The following is a 16,693-nucleotide window of genomic DNA, read 5'->3' on the forward strand; positions in this document are numbered from 1 at the left end:
ATCCCTCCTTCCCAGGCTCCTCATGATAACGCCTTCCAGGAGGCTCAGCTTCCTTTGGGCAGATAGGAAGATTAAAAGCCTAAGGCTAAAGCCCAACTACAAACCTTGGGCTAAAGCCCAACTACAAACTTTGGGCTAAAGCCCAACTACGAACTTTGGGCTAAAGCCCAACTACAAACCTTCGGCTAAAGCCCAACTATAGCAGTATTCATTTAGGTTAGGAAAGTAGGAAGGACGCTGTCGCGTCCCGCAACGCTTACGGAGGGGACGCCTATCCTACGCCTTTTCTTAGGACAGGCGAGACGCCTGTCCTACGCCTTTTTTCCCTAGGCCACTGATGTCCGAACCAATATGACTGCTGCTATACAAACCTTGGGCTAAAGCCCAACTACTAACTTTGGGCTTTAATTATCATAATTCTGCAATTCTGTCAAGGCATAGCGGGCGACTGCCAAAATTAAGCGGGCTTGTTCAATTTCTGACAGCTCCGCCGGCGGGACCTGTCGCACACCGGCTACTGCCGATTCAATGGCGGCGGCTTCATTTCCCCGCATGGCGTAGGCCAAGGGTCGGGCCAGCACCTGCAAATCTTCCTCTGCCCACTGGGGCAGCAGGGCGCGGGCGCACCGCACCAGCTTTTCCCCCAGGGAGAGGTTGGCTGGCAGCAGCTGTGCCGCGCTGTGTGCGATCTCATCTAGCCACTCCTCGGGGAGGCGGGCGGCAAACTGCCGGCGCAAAGATGCCTGGAGAGATGCGATCGCCCTGCCCGCAAGCGATTCCCCTGCGGGGGCAGCTGCCGGCCAGAGTCCCTCCAGCTGGGTGTAGAAGGCTTGCGCTTGCGCGGCTAGTTCATTTCCAGGCCAGTCTTCTAGGGCAAACTCTTGTTCCAAAGCTGCAAAGAAGGCTTCCGACTGCGGTTCTGCGGGATTCCAGGGGTAAGCTTGGTCAGCCAGCAGGAGTGTTTCTAGCAGTTCCAGTTCAGCCTGGGCTGCCGGTGGTTGAGAGTATTGAGAATCCATAGGTCTGTCGGTGGTGTGAGTGCGGCGGGCGGGTGTGCCGATTTCCCTCCGATAGCTACACCGGCACCTCAGCCAGTTCCGCAATCCGCTGTGCCAGCCGGCCTAATTTCCAGTGGGCGGTTGCGAGTTTTCTATGACAAAATCCCAAATCTGGCCCTGAGAACTGCCAAATTTCAGCCGCACGCCCGAGGGCAGGGGAACTTCTTGATGGTGGACTTTTTGCCAGCCGTCCCCCACCAGCATTAAGGTGCCGTAGCGAGAAAAATCCCGCAGGAAATACACCGGCACAGCGTCGTTTGAGAGGCTGTCGCGGCAGAAAATCTCGGCGTGTCTTTGAGACACCCACCGCTCCTCTATTACTAAATCATTCTCTGACAGGCGTCCCACGCGCATCAGCCCGCCGCGAATTGGGCAAACTTTGCCAGCGGCTTCCGGCGACCGCAAAAAGGCTTGGGGGATGCGCCGCCGGATAAAGGTGGTAGAATTTTCTGGCAGGTCTGTACTCAGATCGTTTTTAGGCTCGATGAGCGCGCCGTCAAATTCTGGGTGCATGTAGAGCACCGGCAGCGTCCAAGCCGGCTGGTTGAATTTATAGAGTGTTAGCAAATGCTGTCTGGCGGCGGCGGCGGCTCTGTCCACCGGCACCCTCTCCGCCAGAGCTCTGGCAAAAGCTTGAATAAAACTCAAGGCTTCGAGATCGGCAATCTCGTCGCGCATGGCTAAAACTGCGGGCACGCCATGATGCGTGAGCACTTCCGCTAGACTGCTGCGGGGTACCGGCTGCCGGTTGTGCCGGTCGGGTTGGGCTCCCCAGCAGGAATTGAATACCGCTAAGGTGACGCTGCGAGACACCAGGACTTGCGCCAATTCTGTGCCGCTGAGTGCCGTGTTCGCTCTCAAAAATAGCTGTCCGCCGTCGGGTGCCGGCACGCCGTGACCGGCATAAAAAAAGATATTGTAAGTGCCGGTTTTCAGGCGGTCAATCAGTTCTGCCGGTGTGGGCTGAATGAGGGTATCGACTTTGCAGGAAACTGTGCTGCAATCGCTGCTAGCAGTGTCAGTTTTTCCGCACTGCTGCAGGATTTGAGCTAGGTTAGCGGCTTCTTGCTGCAGCTGCAGGCGGGGCGGGCTGCCACCGGCTTGCGCCAGGGCGTCTTGCCCTAAAACGAGCAGGATATTTAAGAACTGACTGGTGCGCTTCTCGCAGAGGGGTTCTACATCGCTGGTGGTGCGGCTAAACAGCAGCTGCGGGTTGAGAGAAATGGCGGGGAAGCCGGCGACGGGCTGCATGATTTCCCACGGTAAGGCGATTAAATCTGGGTCGCGAATTTCTAGCCGCAGCCGCAGGGGTTTATCCTGTCCGATGGCAATGCCCCGGCTTTGGGCGAAGCTGTTTTGAATTGAGCCGGCAAACAGCCACTGCCACAGGCTCAACCCCAGCTGCTGCATCAGCCGGCTGCTCAGTGGCTGCGAAGAGGGGGAGAGGGGGATTTCTTGCAGGGAGGCGCTGGCTGCCGTCTGGCTGGAAGGGAGAGTGGCTGGTGGCTGGAGCGTGGAAAACAGCTGCTGCCATGCGTGCCAAGTCTGGGTCAATTCGATTGGCCAAATGCAGTCCTCGTGGACGTAGCCACTGGGGTAGGGCGCTTTCAGGACCCAGATGGCGAAGTGTTCTGCCCCCGTGGCTTTTAGGCGTGCTGCGCAGAGGCTCAGGCTGGGACTCTCAGACGGAGACATTCAAAACTGAGGGTGGTAGGAGCTTTTCTCTCAGTGTATCTGTTCTGTGGCGGCGTGCGATGGCGATTGCCGGTGCGCCGGCGCGACCGAAATCCCGCCTCTGACCCAGATTTGCTAGAAGTTCGCTCTCGGAAAACCGTCATGCAACCGACTTGCCATTAAAATTCGATTCTTGTTTTGTGCGCCTGACAGTAAGGGAGATAAAATGGTAATATGCCGTATATAGCGGTTCTCAGTTGGATGAACTATAGTCCAGAAACCCGGTTTCTTTAAGAAACCGGGTTTCTCTGTACCTCACTAATATGAGAAACGCTATAATGCGAACAGCAGTGGCCTCGCTCGTTCCGCCGCACAAGTGGGGGACAATCTGCCGGCTGGCTGGGAGCTATTAACGTTCAGGAGTGTCAGAAAACACACGCAGTATTCACTGGGGAAAGACAGCGATACTGTGGCGGTTAATTTTATTAAAGTTTCCGTTTGAAATTGAGCCCATGCCGGCTCACCTCGGCCACCGGCAGCGGCGGGCTGTAGCCCTATAAAATCATTGTATCACAGCGAGCAACATCTAGCAATCCCTAGCGATAAAATATTATCTGCCTAACGTTACGAGACAGCCATCTTCTATGAACTTCTGGACTCATCTGCTGCACCTTGCCGGTTCTGGCGCTGCTGCCTATTTCTCGGCGCGGAATTTGCGCGATCCCCTGACTCGACCGAATACCCTAGCGGGGTTACAGCTGGCAGAATCCGGTTCGGTTCCGTTTCTGGAAGCGCTCAGCCAGCGCGCTGCGCGTGAGGGGGATACTTGGCTGGCAGAGAAACTGGAGCGCCACGCAGCTGATGAGCGCCGGCACGGGCAGATTTTCGCCCAAGCGCTGAAACAGCTGAACAAGCAAGTGATTGACTTCAAGAGTCTGCCCAAGACTGATGGGGGCAAGCAAGAGAAACCGAAGCGCAGCCCGTTTTTTGCTGCCTACTTTGAGGGCTATGAGCAAGAGCAATTGAAGCCCGATACGATTGACTGGACGGTGTTTTTTGCTAGCACGTATATCCTGGAATTGGATGCGAGCAAGGATTTCGAGCGCATGGCGAATGTGCTGCCTGAGGATGAGCCGCGCAGCGCTTCGCTGAAGAAGGGAATGCTGAGTGTCGCTAAGGATGAAACCGGCCATGCGGCTTATTTGTATGAGGCAATGCAGCGCCGGCTGCCGGCGGCTGCGGTGGAGCGGGAGATCTGTGAGTGGCGCACCCGCAAGGTGAGTGCGCTGCTGGCGATGGTTGGCAGTTTTGTGCGAGGAGAAGAGCGCCCTTCTTTGGTTCAGGATGGTGCGCCGGCGGATCTGTCTGAGTCCGGCGCTTCCATTGCGGCGGCTTAGGGCAATTTCAATTTATAGCGGTTTTCATCTGAGTGAGGTGCTGAGAAACCCGGTTTCTTTAAGAAACCGGGTTTCTGGCATGTACTCGATCCAACTGAAAACCGCTATAATCGCGCGATAAGAGAGCATCTCTCGCAGCGCAAACAAGACGTGTGGGGACGCGACAGGTCGCGTCCCTACATTGCCAGCAGGCTGTCTTTTATTCAGGTGGAGTTTTAGCTGTTATGCTTTTAATCTGCTTGGGAGAGAAAGGAGGCAGAGCCTCCAGAACTTCGTTCCCAGGCGGAGCCTGGGAACGAGAGGAAGCAAGGAAATTGGGATTAGACGGCTGTTTTAATGCCAGACTCTAGATTTTGCGGCTCCAGGTCGCTATTCATTGTCTCGCCATCTGAGCTGAAGGTATTCCAGCTGTTGGGGATGACTGTAGAGACGTAGGGATCGAGGGGATACGGAGGAGAATACACAATTTTGACGTGATCCGCATAGACGTACCAACTGTTGAAGCCCTTGAAGGCAATGTCCTTGAGGGTAATCTTGATGTGATTCTCTGGTTGCCCAGTTAAGTAAGCCAGAATAACCAGAGTGGTTCCTTGAGGAATCATCTGCTTCTGCGAATCTGGCAGAGTGCTGGATTGGGCTGTGCTTTGCTTGAGGAAGGTATCTCTGAGAAAGTGTAGTCTTACGGTCATTGGTGTGTCGTTTGGTAACATTCAACATTCCGGGTTTTCTGGGATAACACGCAGACATCCGGAAAGTTCACAAAAAAAAATACGTGAATATACTGAAGAACCTGAGGGGCAGCTTGCCACAACCTGTCAACCAGCCGGTCTGTTCCAATCGGGGAAGCCTAGATTCTGGTCTGTTCAGAAATAGGCTGGCAGTGGCTGTGAGTTCCCCGTCTAGCAAACAGCCGGTGTCCACGGCTGCCGAAGGGCTCGCTCAGCGCGGCTGAGGCTTTCGGAGTGGGAGTTCAGCGATTGACGGCATAAATTTATTGCAGTCCCCCCCTGCAGTAGTCTAGATTAGTAGATTGTCTTTCATGTCCCCCGGTGCGGGACAGGCGTCTCGCACCTCCGGCACGCGCCGCCCCACCCTTCGAGAGTGAGGGCGCTAATCCTTCCCATTTACTGCTTTATGTCGTCAACTGTTTCCGCTCCCACACCCACCGTTCGCATCGGTTCCCGCAAAAGCCAACTCGCCCTGGTTCAAACCTACTGGGTGCGAGAACAGCTCCAGCAGCGCTTCCCGGAGCGCAGTTTTGAAGTCCACACCATGTCCACTCAGGGAGACAAAATCCTCGATGTCGCTTTGGCCAAGATTGGCGATAAGGGGCTGTTTACCAAGGAATTGGAGCTGGGAATGCTCAACAACGAGACGGACTTCGCTGTGCATTCCCTGAAAGATTTGCCCACCAATTTGCCGGAAGGGTTGGTGCTCGGATGCGTCACGGAACGGGAAAACCCCGCTGACGCCCTTGTGGTTCACGAAAAGCACAGAGACAAGCAGCTCTCCACGCTGCCGGCGGGCGCTGTGGTGGGCACTTCTTCGCTGCGACGCCTCGCCCAGTTGCGCCACCACTTCCCCCACTTGGAGTTTAAGGATGTCCGGGGGAACCTGAATACGCGGCTGGCGAAATTGGATGCCGGTGAGTACGACGCCCTGATTTTGGCGTATGCCGGCTTGCACCGGCTCGAAATGAGCGATCGCATCCATCAAGTCATCCCGCCGGAAATCTCCCTGCACGCTGTCGGGCAAGGTGCCCTCGGCATTGAGTGCCGCGCCGGCGACACGGAAACCCTCAATCTGATTAAATCGCTGGAACACACCCCCACCGCCCAGCGCTGCTACGCGGAACGCGCTTTCTTGCGCACACTTGAAGGCGGCTGTCAAGTTCCTATTGGGGTGAACACCCACATTGAAGGGGAGCAGCTGACTTTAACCGGCATGGTTGCCAGTCTGGATGGCAAGCGACTGGTGAGAGATACCGTCACCGGCGCGGCTGAGAGCGCTGAGCAGCTGGGCGTGGAGCTCGCGAGCCGGTTGCGGCAAATGGGTGCCCAGGAAATTTTGGATGAAATCTTCGCCCAAATCCAGCGGAGCGAGCGATTTTAGATTTTGGATTTTGGATTTTCGATTGGGTTCCTGATGAGAGCTAGATGCGGTCGAATCTCACCAGTAGCTCAATGGTTAAAACCCGCAGATGAACGCCGATGAATGCAGATATAGCGTAGCGGAGCGGAGAAACCGGGTTTCTTACAGCAACCCGGTTTCTGGCTCAGGGAAAGCGTTGATCTGGGGAGATTAAAATCCAAAATCTAGAATATGGCTCAATCACTTGATGGCTTTCAAACCGCTCTGCGATTCACGCTCCAGTGGGAAGGGGGCGCAACCCCTAGCGGTACGGTGAATCGCGGAATTATGCAAGTTACTTACGATACTTATCGCAAACGGAAAAGTCTGCCCCTGCAGCCGGTGCTGAAAATTACGGAGACTGAGGTTGAGGATATTTACTATAATGATTACTGGAAAGCTTCTAAAGCGGATACGATGTGTCTGCCGCTCGCAATTGTTCACTTTGACAGCGCTGTGAATTTTGGCATCACCGGCAGCCTTAAACTGTTGCAAGAAGCGCTGGGCGTTTTGCCCGTTGATGGCAAATTTGGCCAGAAAACAGTGGCAGCGCTGGAGAAGAAAAACACTCTGGAAACTGCGAAACTTTACTGTCAAGCTCGTATTGATGCCCGTCACGAGAGAGTTCAGAAAAATCCCAGCGACAGCCGATATCTTAAGGGATGGCTGAGGCGGGATAATGATTTGCTGCAAGTGATCAGTCAGCTGGATGGTGAAGCTGCTTCCAAGGCGGATGCGGGGAAAACGGAAGAGGCGAAGAAGGACTCATCCCCAGCGCCGGTGACGCCTTCATCTCCCCCTTCGTCGGGTGTAAGTGCTGAAAATAAAGAGAAGATTGCTGATAAATTAGAGCAGGCTATCAGTTTGCTGCACGAAATCGCTGAGCTTTTAAAGCAGTCTAAGTAACTTGTAGCGTTCCGCTTCGCGGAACGCACCGGGATCATCCTGTTTTGCAAAGACTGTCACCCTCACCCCCCTAACCCCCCTCTCCCAGGGCGGGAGAGGGGGGAAAAATCAAGAATTCTCCCCTCTCCCCTTGTGGGAGAGGGGTTGGGGGTGAGGGGGATTATAAAAATGGGATGCTCCCTAATACACCCCATTGTGTTTACCACGGGCTGCCAATCATGGTAAAGCCAGACCAATAATAGGGATGGGATAGATTGTGAGAACCTTCGTTGCGCAATTGTGCCGGCAACGCAACACCGTCACGAATCCCTGTTTGGCGCAACTCACCTCCTTCTATGCGCACGTCTCCCCGAATCATCGCCAGCTGTGCTTGACGCAGCGCCTCCGCCTTAATCTTGGCATCCGCCAAGTGCCGGTAAAATTCGGTCATCAGCGCTAAAGTGCCGGCATCACTAACATACCACAAACTGGCGACGGCTGTCTTGACTCCCGCTGCAACCGCAAAACCGGCAAACCCCAATTCCGCCTGTTCATCCCCTATTGCTGTGCGACAGGCAGACAGCACCAGCAACTCCACCGGCGGATTGTTCAGGCGAAGGTTGCGCAGCTGATCCAGGCGCAGTTTCTCGTCCCACAGCTGAATGTAAGAATTGCTGATGTTTCCGGGGAGAAATTGGCCATGAGTTGCCAGGTGAATCATCGGATAGGGAGAATTATAGCGCTGTCCTATCAGGTTGTTTCGCGTGAAGTCCTGATTCAAGAATGCTTTGCCTTGCCACAACTTCTGGGTAATTTCAGAAAGCTCCACCGGCACGGCGGGCAAAGGTTTTTGCTCGGGAAATTCAGACGCCCCCATTGCCAGGACTTGTTTCCCCTGTAGGGGCTGGTAGCGCGTATCGGTCAAACTGACGCTCGGAATAAGCGCCAGACTGTATTTTTCCACGAGAAACTGTTTGCCATCGTGCAGCGCCGCCACCGGCAAAGAGCGCAACCCCGCATCCATACTGAACAGCAGGGTGTCAATTTTAGCGGCTTGCAATTCCGGCTCGATTGGCGCAATCAGCCACTGATAGAGCTGCTGTGCCGGTTTCAAATAGCTGGTGGTTTTCCGTTTCAGGGTGTTGGTAACTTCAGTGCGAAACGCTACGACAACTTTCAGGAGTTCCTCGCGAGAGGCGGCGGGGACAGTCTTGCGAATTGGCTGACCTTCCGGCGGGAAAACTACCAGTTCCAATTGGTCGGGCAGTGCGGTGACATATATTATAGCAGAGCGGTTGCCGGTTTGGGAAGCAATGGTTGACAGAGCTTCTCGGATGCTTTCTGTGGTTGTCAGCTGGTTAGAGATATCTGAGCCGAAGTAGTTGGCAAATTCCCGCTCCCGGGTTTGCTCTAGCTGCGCTATAGTTTCAGCGGAACTGACCGCCAGCGGGCTGCTGCTGCTCACATTCAGACTTGTTAAGATTTGTTGGGCGCTGTTGCTGACTGTGGTATTGTTATTGTCGGCGGTGGGAGTTGGGCGGTTTGATATGTTGGGGTTGATGCTGCTATCTTCAGACACCTGAATTATCACTCTTCCTGTATCTGTGCGCACTTGACCGGTGTTAATTGGTCCGCTGGCGCTAGTGACAGTGATGTTACCACTTCCATTGATGCCGGTGGGGGTAAGATTGCCTGTCGTAATGCTGCCGCCAGCTGTGTTGGTTATCGTGCCGGCAGTTCCACCTGTGGCGCTTGTGGTTTGCAAGCCGGTGGTTATATTCCCACCGGCACTATTTGCGATATCCCCGGAATTCCCATTAGTGGCGCTTGCCGTTTGATTGCCGGCTGTTATATTCCCACCGGCAGTGTTGGTGATATTCCCGGAATTCCCTCCGACGGCGCTTGTGGTTTGGTTGCCGGCTGTCACATCAGATCCGGCAGTATTGGTGATATTCCCAGAATTCCCTCCGACGGCGCTGGTGGTTTGGTTGCCGGCGGTAATGTTGCCAGTGGCAGTATTAGTGATGTTGCTGGTATTGCCGTTGGTGGCGCTTGCGGTTTGGTTGCCGGCTGTCACATCCCCATCAGCAGTGTTTGTGATGTTGCCGGTATTGCCATTGGTGGCGCTTGCCGTTTGGTTGCCGGCTGTGACATCAGATCCGGCAGTATTAGTGATGTTGCCGGTATTGCCATCACCGGTGCTTGTGGTTTGGTCGCCGGTGTTGATGTCGCCAGGGGCTATCACTTCTATATTACCAGAATTCCCCTCATCTGTGCGCGACTGTATATTAAGAGTCGTGACGCTGTTGCCGGCACGCACTTGAATATTGCCCGCGCCGGTGCTGCCGATGGAGTCGAGGTTGCCTGCCGCAATGTTATTGCCGTTGATAGTGATATTGCCGCTGGGGCCGTTTCCCGATTGAGTGGTGATAGAATTTGTCGTGACGTTATTGCTCTCACTGGTGACAGTAATGTCCCCACTTTCGGTGCTTCCATAGGAGGTGATGTCACCCGTTAGGGCAATTCTACCCGGACTCGATAGGGTGATATTGCCGGCAGTGCCACTGTCAGAATAGGTGTCTAGGTTGCCGCCGACATTTATACTATTGGGGCTGTCGCTGCGGATGCTAAGATTGCCGCCTTGCAATCCGCCGTCTGAGCGGATGTCGCGGATTTCGACGTGTCCGGCAGCATTAATAGTAACACTGCCGGCAGTGCCCCCGGAAGACATGGTGTTGAGTGAGCCGGTGCTGGTATCTACCCCACCACGGCTACTTTCTATTGTGATGTCTCCGCCGGTGCCGGTGGTGTTTGGAACTGGGGTGAACGTTATCTCAGACGCACTCGCGCCCAACGCATTAAAACCCGCCATTGACTCAATCTGCGCTATCTTAATATCCCCAGAAGACATCAGGGTGACAGAACCCGCATTTCCCAGATTTGAAGCAGATAATAGCCTGCCGGAGACAGTGTCAATCCCACCGGCACTGCTAGTGAGGGCGATATTTCCCCCACTGCCGGTGCCACCAGAAGACGACCAGATGTCACCTGTCTTAATGTCCCCAGAAGCCGTCAGGGTGACTGTGCCTCCCTCCCCCTCAAATGAAGAAGAGAATAATCCCGCGCCTAAGGTAGTATCAATGGCACCGGCACTGCTAGTGAGGGCGATATTTCCCCCACTGCCGGGGCCAAACGCATACGACCTGATCTCACCTGTCTTAATATCCCCAGAAGCCGTCAGGGTGACAGAACCCCCATTCCCCTGAACTGAAAAAGAAAATAGCCCGCCACCGGCAGTGTCAATCCCACCGGCACGGCTTGTGAGGGCGATATTCCCCCCACTGCCGATGGTACTAGAAGCCGACGTGATTTCACCTGTCTTAATATCCCCAGAAGCCGTCAGGGTGACAGAACCCCCATTCCCCTCATATGAATTAGATAATAGCCCGCCACCGGCAGTGTCAATCCCACCGGCACTGCTGGTGATGGCGATATTCCCCCCATTGCCAATGATACTAGAAGCCGACGCGATTTCACCTGTCTTAATATCCCCAGAAGCCGTCAGGGTGACAGAACCCCCATTCCCCTGTGCGGCGCTTGAGTTGAGAGTGGCGCTGGCATTAATGGCACCGCCGCTGCTATTCAAGATGATATTCCCCGCATTCTCATCAAAGACTTGACCAGTGCTGACCGGCTCGATAATCGTGATGTCCCCTGTGGCACGTAGCGAAACGTCACCCCCACCTGATGTTGCAATCCCATAGGGGAAATCGGTAGCGCCGCCTACCGTTACTCCCAGTTCGGGAGACTCGAAAAACGCCCCGCTACTTCCCCCTCTTGCCTCTAAATTGCTAACGCTTATGCGCAGCGGTTCTGCCGGCGACCCAATCCTGCCGCTGTCTATTATAGATGTCTGTAAGAAAGCACTGCCGGCGGTTATTAACGAATCGGCTGAGCTGCGCAGGATATTCCCCGTTGCGGCATTGACTGTGAGAGCGCCTGTCGTGTTTATATTGCTCAGAGTGATGTTGCCGACTTCTCCGAGCGTGCCCAATTCTATCACGATATTGCCGCTGCCGGCATTGAGGGCAGTCCCGGGTGCCATTGTCACGGAACCCGGGCCAGATTCACGATATTTCGGGTCAGCGCTGTTAGAGTTGGCTCGCAGTGCGATATCCCCATTGCTTCCTGAGGTGTCGATGTCGGCGTTGATGTTGATGCTGCGACCGGCAATCAGTTCTAAACTGGCGATCGAAGAGGTTTTTATGGGTTGGCTGACTGTAATGTCGTTGTGAGCTCCCAAGGTGACATTCCCTGCGACAGTATTAATCTTCCCGGCATCGGATGTGACGCTGGCGTCTGGGTTAGCACCGATTGGCTCGTCATTGCCCCCACCGGCTATCGTAATATTCCTCAACCCGCTGAGATTTCCTGGAGATTGGCTGCCGGCATAAGCATTTGTGGTGCGTTTCCCATCCGCACCACTCTCAGAAAAGTTATTCAGAAATCCTCGATAGATGATGTCACTCAACTGGCTGGTGATGGTAATGTCCCCCCCCCGCAATAAGCCCGAGGAATTGATGTCGCCTATGGTGATTGTACTGCTGGCTGTCAGGCTGAGGGAACCCCCCTGACCCTGACTTGAAGAAGAGTCCAGCCAGTAGGAGGTAGTATCAATGCCACCGGCACTGCTAGTGAGGGCGATATTCCCCCCACTGCCGGTGCCATAAGAATTCGTAAATATACCACCTGTCTTAATATCCCCAGCAGCCGTCAGGGTGAGGGAACCCCCATTCCCCTCACTTGAAGAAGAGTCTAGCCAGGGCTGGACAGGATCGTCGGCACTGGTAGCGAAGTCAGTATCAATCCCACCGGCACTGCTAGTGAGTTTGATATCCCCCCCACTGCCGGTGCCATTAGAATTCGACGATATGAAGTAACCTGTCTTAATATCCCCTGAAGCAGTCAGGGTGACAGAACCCCCATTTCCCTGACTTGAAGAAGAGGATAGCGATCCCGAGGTAGTATCAATGCCACCGGCACTGCTCACAATCTCGATATTCCCCCCACTGCCGGTGCCAGCAGAATACACGGATATCTCACCTGTCTTAATATCCCCTGAAGCCGTCAGAGTTAGGGAACCCCCATTCTCCTGACTTGAAGAAGAGTCTAGCTTGCCACCGGCAGTGTCAATGCCACCGGCACTGCTGGAAATCTCGATATTCCCCCCACTGCCGGTGCCAGACGACGAGATGTTAGCTGTCTTAATATCCCCAGAAGCTGTCAGGGTGACAGAACCCCCATTCCCCTGATTTGAAGAAGAGGATAGCTCGCCCAAGGCAGTGTCAATCCCACCGGCACTGCTAGTGAGGGCAGTATCAATCCCACCGGCACTGCTAGTGAGGGTGATATTCCCCCCACTGCCGGTGCCGGTGCCAAGCCAAGCATATGTATTCGGGTCGTAAAAACCTGAAGAAGAGCGGATTTCACCTGTCTTAATATCCCCAAAAGCACTCAGGGTGACAGAACCCCCATCACTCTCCAATGAATAAGACGACAGATTGCCGGCGCTGGTATCAATGGCACCGCTGCGGCTTTCTAGGCTGATATTCCCTCCCGTGCCGGTGCCTCCCTTAGATGACAACTGCTCGGTGCCTGATTCATCGGTAGTGGAGGTAATCTCAACCGATGCCGATAAAATCTCAGCTGTTATAATGTCTCGTTCCGCCGTCAGGGTGACAGAACCTCCATCCCCATCATCAGAACTGGCGTCTAGTTTGCCGGCACGAGTCTTAATCCCACCGGCACTGCTGGCAATCGCAATATTCCCCCCGGTGCCGGTGCCGCCGGCTGCAGTCCGCAGAAAACCTGTTATAATATCTGATGTGGCATTCAAGGTAATCGCCCCGCCATCCCCTGATTCCGAACTCGTGTCAATATTGCCGGCAGCTATCCCCCCTGATGCCGGGATTGTCACCCCAGAACCCGTCAGAGACACTTCCCCTGTTTCACTCACACTCAGCGCAGAGGCGTGGCCAAAATCTGGTCTGCCGGTGAGCAATTGCGGTAAAGACATAGGCTGTAGTACCGCCGGAACCTCCGCCCCTGTTAGCGCCGCCGGCTCGATGTCCAAACTCAACAAATGCCCCTCTTGAGAAATCCGCACCGCACTGTCACCCGGCACTGCCGCAATGGTAATATTCCCCCCAGGACTTGTCAGGGTGCCGGTGTTTATTACTGTCCCGCCCAACAGCGTTAGACTGCTCCCAGATGTTAAGGTTAAATTGCCCTCATTGACAATCGCCCCGGGCTGTGATACCGCGAAATTAAACGCACTCGGCGTCCCAACTAAAATATTGTAATCGTTGCTGCCAACCGCGTTAAACCAGCCCGAACCAAACCCAATGCCGGTGGCGGTTGTCGCCGTGAAGGATGCCGGCACATTCAAACTGGCATTTGGGCCAAATAGGATGCCGGCGGGGTTCATTAAGAATAGATTGGAGTTCCCCCCGCTGACTTGGATTAACCCATTTATATAGGAAGCGTCGCCCCCGACAACCCGCCCCAGGATATTGCGGATATCGGGATTGCTGAGGAAATTGGCCGTCTCTCCAGAACTCAGGCCAAATTTCTGGAAACTGTGGAAAAGATTCGCGCCATCGCTTGACAGGGAGCCGCCCTGTATGTTAAAGTTATTACCCTCTGGCGTCACCGTTGTGCCGGTGCCGTCGGGTGCCGGTGCGATCGGTTGCGAGAGTGCCGGTTTGGCAGAGGCAAGTGAGCCGAAAAAAGAAACAATAAGCAGCAACGAACTCAATGAGCCGGCGGCGAAGTTCATAAGGGATCTCCCCCGATTTGCACTTTTTATAATTTATAATACTCTACCTTAAATTCTCAGACTTGTCAACCTCACCGCCATTTTTTCTCAACCTCTCTCGTTGTGGGGCATTCGCCCACCTGACGAGAAATCCCTCTCCCACTCTGGGAGAACCATGTTGAGCCGGTGCATGGGTATGTTGCCCGGCTACATTGGCACGCTCTAAATTTCAGAACTCCGGTTTCTTTAAGAAACCGGAGTTCTGGACTCCCACAGGTGTGCTATATTCTAGCGCTAGCGACTTAGGGCACGGACCAAGGATCGGCGTAACTGCTGGCGCAGCCGTTACACCTGCCCCCAAGGTCTAATGTTCTAACCTAAGTGGCTACTTCTATATTGAACCACACCGGCGCGACCTTCAAACCGGCCAAAACCCAAGAAGTGCTCGAACCCGCTGCGATAAGTGCCGGCGGCTACGGCTGCAGCGACATCCGGATTAGCTGCCAGATAAGCCTGCTCATCAAACGCCAGCAAAGTGCGAGCGCGCCCTTGCAGATAGCCGGTTTTCAGGAAGTGTTCAAACGCACTGCGCCAGACACCCTTCGCCACCGCCTCAGCTACATCGGGGTTTTCCGCCAGATAGCGCTGACTGTCAAACTCCGCGCTGGGGTTGCGATTCTCAAACAATCCGAATTTGACGAAATGTTCAAAACCACTGCGAAATGCGCCCCTCACCACAGCGGAAGCAACATCCGGGTTTTTAGCCAGATAGAAGCTTTCATCAAACAGCATGCTGGGATTGCGCCCCTCAGCTTGTCCAAACTTCAGGAAGTGTTCAAACCCGCCGGTGAAACCGCCCTTCGCCACCGCCTCCGCCACATCCGGATTCTCCACCAGATAGAAGCTTTCGTCAAATAACAGGAAACTCGGATCGCGCCCCTCAAATAAACCGAACTGCAGGAAGTGTTCCAGCCCGCTTAGCGAACCACCCCCAGCCACAGACTCAGCCACATCCGGGTTGGACGCCAAATAAGTGTCTTCGTTGAAACACAGGGAAATCGTTCCGCGCCCCTCACGAGGAGCAAACTGGAGGAAGTGTTTTAACCCACTGTTGCCCTGACCATTCGCAATGGCTTCTGCGACATCTGGATTATCCGCAAGATACGCATCTTCATTATAGAATACCGCCAGGGCACCGCGACCTTCATCACTCAAAAATTCGGTAAATTTTTCAACTGCAAGCAGGCGGTCCGTTGGCAGCAGCTGGGAGTGACGCCCTTCAGAAAGACCCCAGCGCAGGAAGTGCTCAAACCCACTGCTCAAATCACCTCGGACAATTGCTGCAGCTACATCAGAATTTTGGGCGAGATAGATCTGGCTGTCAAACAGGGCGCAGGATTGGCGACTTTCCGCTAAACCGAACTGCATGAAGTGCTCAAATCCGCTGCGGTAAACGCCAGAGGCAACCGCTTCTGCCACATCGGGATTGTGAGCGAGATAGAAGGTTTCGTCATACAGGATGCTGGGATTGCGCCCCTCAACCTGTCCAAATTTGATGAAGTGTTCAAACCCACTTTGGAAGGAGCCAGAAGCGACAGCACCGGCAACGTCTGAGTTCGTGGCGAGATAGTAGCCTTCGTCAAACAGCAACAGCCTTAAATCGCGCTCTTCAAACAGTCCGTGCAACATGAAATGTTCAAAACCACTGCCATAAATTCCTTTGCCAACAGCCTCGGCAACGTCAGGATTCTGGGCGAGATAGAGCTGATTGTCAAAGAGAGTGCTGGGGTTGCGACCTTCAAATTTCCCGCATTCGGCGAAGTGCTGGAAGCCGCTGGTGAAAATGCCTTTGGCTACGGCTTCGGCGACATCTGGGTTTTCGGCGAGATAGAAGTTTTCATCGAAGAAGAGGTTTATGAAGGGAATGTTGCGGTTGGCATAATACTGGATAAAGTTTTCAAAGTAAAATCCGCGAGAATCGTTGGGGGAACTTGGCGCAGGTGCCGGTGTGAGTGCGGGAGCGAGTATAGATGCTGGTTCCCCCGCAAGTGCCGGCTCCTGTACAGGAATTGGCGCACCAACTGGCATGGAAATTGGAGCCGGTGCAGGATCGAGCGCTACTACAGGAGCGGTCACAGGCATGGGAGCCGGTATAGGGATGGGTGTGGGTTCTGGTGTGGGTGCCGGTGTGGGTGCCGGCATCGGTTCTGGTGTGGGTGCCGGTGTGGGGATAGGGATGGCAGTCGGTTCTGGTGTGGGTGCCGGTGTGGGTACAGGAACCGGCATCGGTTCTGGCGTGGGTGCCGGTGTGGGTACAGGGATGGGTGTGGGTGCCGGTGTGGGTACAGGGATGGGAGTCGGTTCGGGTGTGGGTGCCGGCACCGGTACAGGAACCGGCATCGGTTCTGGTGTGGGTGCCGGTGTGGGGATAGGGATGGGAGTCGGTTCTGGTGTGGGTGCCGGCACTGGTACAGGAACCGGCATCGGTTCTGGTGTGGGTGCCGGTGTGGGTATAGGAACCGGCACCGGTACAGGAACCGGCATCGGTTCTGGTGTGGGTGCCGGTGTGGGGATAGGGATGGGAGTCGGTTCTGGTGTGGGTGCCGGCACTGGTACAGGAACCGGCATCGGTTCTGGTGTGGGTGCCGGTGTGGGTACAGGGATGGGTGTGGGTGCCGGTGTCGGTACAGGGATGGGTGTGGGTTCTAGTGTGGGTGCAGGTGTGGGGATAG

Annotated in this window: 10 protein-coding genes; 5 read left to right on the forward strand and 5 right to left on the reverse strand. The window is 54.7% G+C overall.

The window, feature by feature from the left end; all coding sequences use genetic code 11:
- Positions 1 to 404: 404 nt before the first annotated feature.
- Both OSC10802_RS0134460 and OSC10802_RS0134465 read right to left on the reverse strand, forming a co-directional pair.
- On the reverse strand, positions 405 to 1,019 hold the full coding sequence (locus tag OSC10802_RS0134460; protein ID WP_017721314.1) for a hypothetical protein: 615 nt from the start codon (positions 1,017 to 1,019) through the stop codon (positions 405 to 407).
- Positions 1,020 to 1,121: 102 nt separating this feature from the next.
- A complete protein-coding gene (locus tag OSC10802_RS0134465; RefSeq protein ID WP_017721315.1) occupies positions 1,122 to 2,753 on the reverse strand; it encodes a CHAT domain-containing protein in 1,632 nt (543 codons plus the stop codon).
- Positions 2,754 to 2,765: 12 nt separating this feature from the next.
- Between OSC10802_RS0134465 and OSC10802_RS52055 the strand changes: the two genes are divergently transcribed.
- Both OSC10802_RS52055 and OSC10802_RS0134470 read left to right on the forward strand, forming a co-directional pair.
- Positions 2,766 to 2,915 carry a hypothetical protein gene (locus OSC10802_RS52055; protein ID WP_155969102.1) on the forward strand — a complete coding sequence of 50 codons (150 nt, stop codon included), beginning with the start codon at positions 2,766 to 2,768 and terminating at the stop codon, positions 2,913 to 2,915.
- 461 nt (positions 2,916 to 3,376) lie between these two features.
- Positions 3,377 to 4,129, forward strand: a complete 753-nt coding sequence (locus tag OSC10802_RS0134470; RefSeq protein ID WP_017721316.1) for a ferritin-like domain-containing protein — start codon at positions 3,377 to 3,379, stop codon at positions 4,127 to 4,129.
- A 320-nt stretch (positions 4,130 to 4,449) separates the two neighbouring features.
- Here OSC10802_RS0134470 and OSC10802_RS45185 read toward each other — a convergent pair whose 3' ends face one another.
- The gene (locus tag OSC10802_RS45185; RefSeq protein WP_017721317.1) at positions 4,450 to 4,818 is read right to left on the reverse strand and encodes a hypothetical protein; all 369 of its coding nucleotides are present in this window, start codon (positions 4,816 to 4,818) and stop codon (positions 4,450 to 4,452) included.
- 445 nt (positions 4,819 to 5,263) lie between these two features.
- On the opposite strand from OSC10802_RS45185, the gene hemC reads away from it, so the two are divergent.
- Both hemC and OSC10802_RS0134485 read left to right on the forward strand, forming a co-directional pair.
- Positions 5,264 to 6,241 (forward strand): hydroxymethylbilane synthase, encoded by a 978-nt coding sequence (gene hemC / locus OSC10802_RS0134480; RefSeq protein WP_017721318.1) that lies wholly within the window; start codon positions 5,264 to 5,266, stop codon positions 6,239 to 6,241.
- A 210-nt stretch (positions 6,242 to 6,451) separates the two neighbouring features.
- The gene (locus OSC10802_RS0134485) at positions 6,452 to 7,165 is read left to right on the forward strand and encodes a glycoside hydrolase family 108 protein (RefSeq protein ID WP_017721319.1); all 714 of its coding nucleotides are present in this window, start codon (positions 6,452 to 6,454) and stop codon (positions 7,163 to 7,165) included.
- A 199-nt stretch (positions 7,166 to 7,364) separates the two neighbouring features.
- On the opposite strand, the gene OSC10802_RS0134490 is transcribed toward OSC10802_RS0134485, so the two are convergent.
- On the reverse strand, positions 7,365 to 13,982 hold the full coding sequence (locus OSC10802_RS0134490) for a CHAT domain-containing protein (RefSeq protein ID WP_017721320.1): 6,618 nt from the start codon (positions 13,980 to 13,982) through the stop codon (positions 7,365 to 7,367).
- 351 nt (positions 13,983 to 14,333) lie between these two features.
- Positions 14,334 to 16,103 (reverse strand): hypothetical protein, encoded by a 1,770-nt coding sequence (locus OSC10802_RS45190; protein ID WP_198525358.1) that lies wholly within the window; start codon positions 16,101 to 16,103, stop codon positions 14,334 to 14,336.
- Here OSC10802_RS45190 and OSC10802_RS56240 point away from each other — a divergent pair.
- Positions 16,102 to 16,693: hypothetical protein (locus tag OSC10802_RS56240; protein WP_198525359.1), on the forward strand; the 592-nt coding region annotated here is incomplete at its 3' end. The genes OSC10802_RS45190 and OSC10802_RS56240 overlap by 2 nt on opposite strands.

The sequence above is a fragment of the Kamptonema formosum PCC 10802 genome (genome assembly GCF_000332335.1).
Classification (GTDB): Bacteria; Cyanobacteriota; Cyanobacteriia; order Cyanobacteriales; family Oscillatoriaceae; genus Oscillatoria.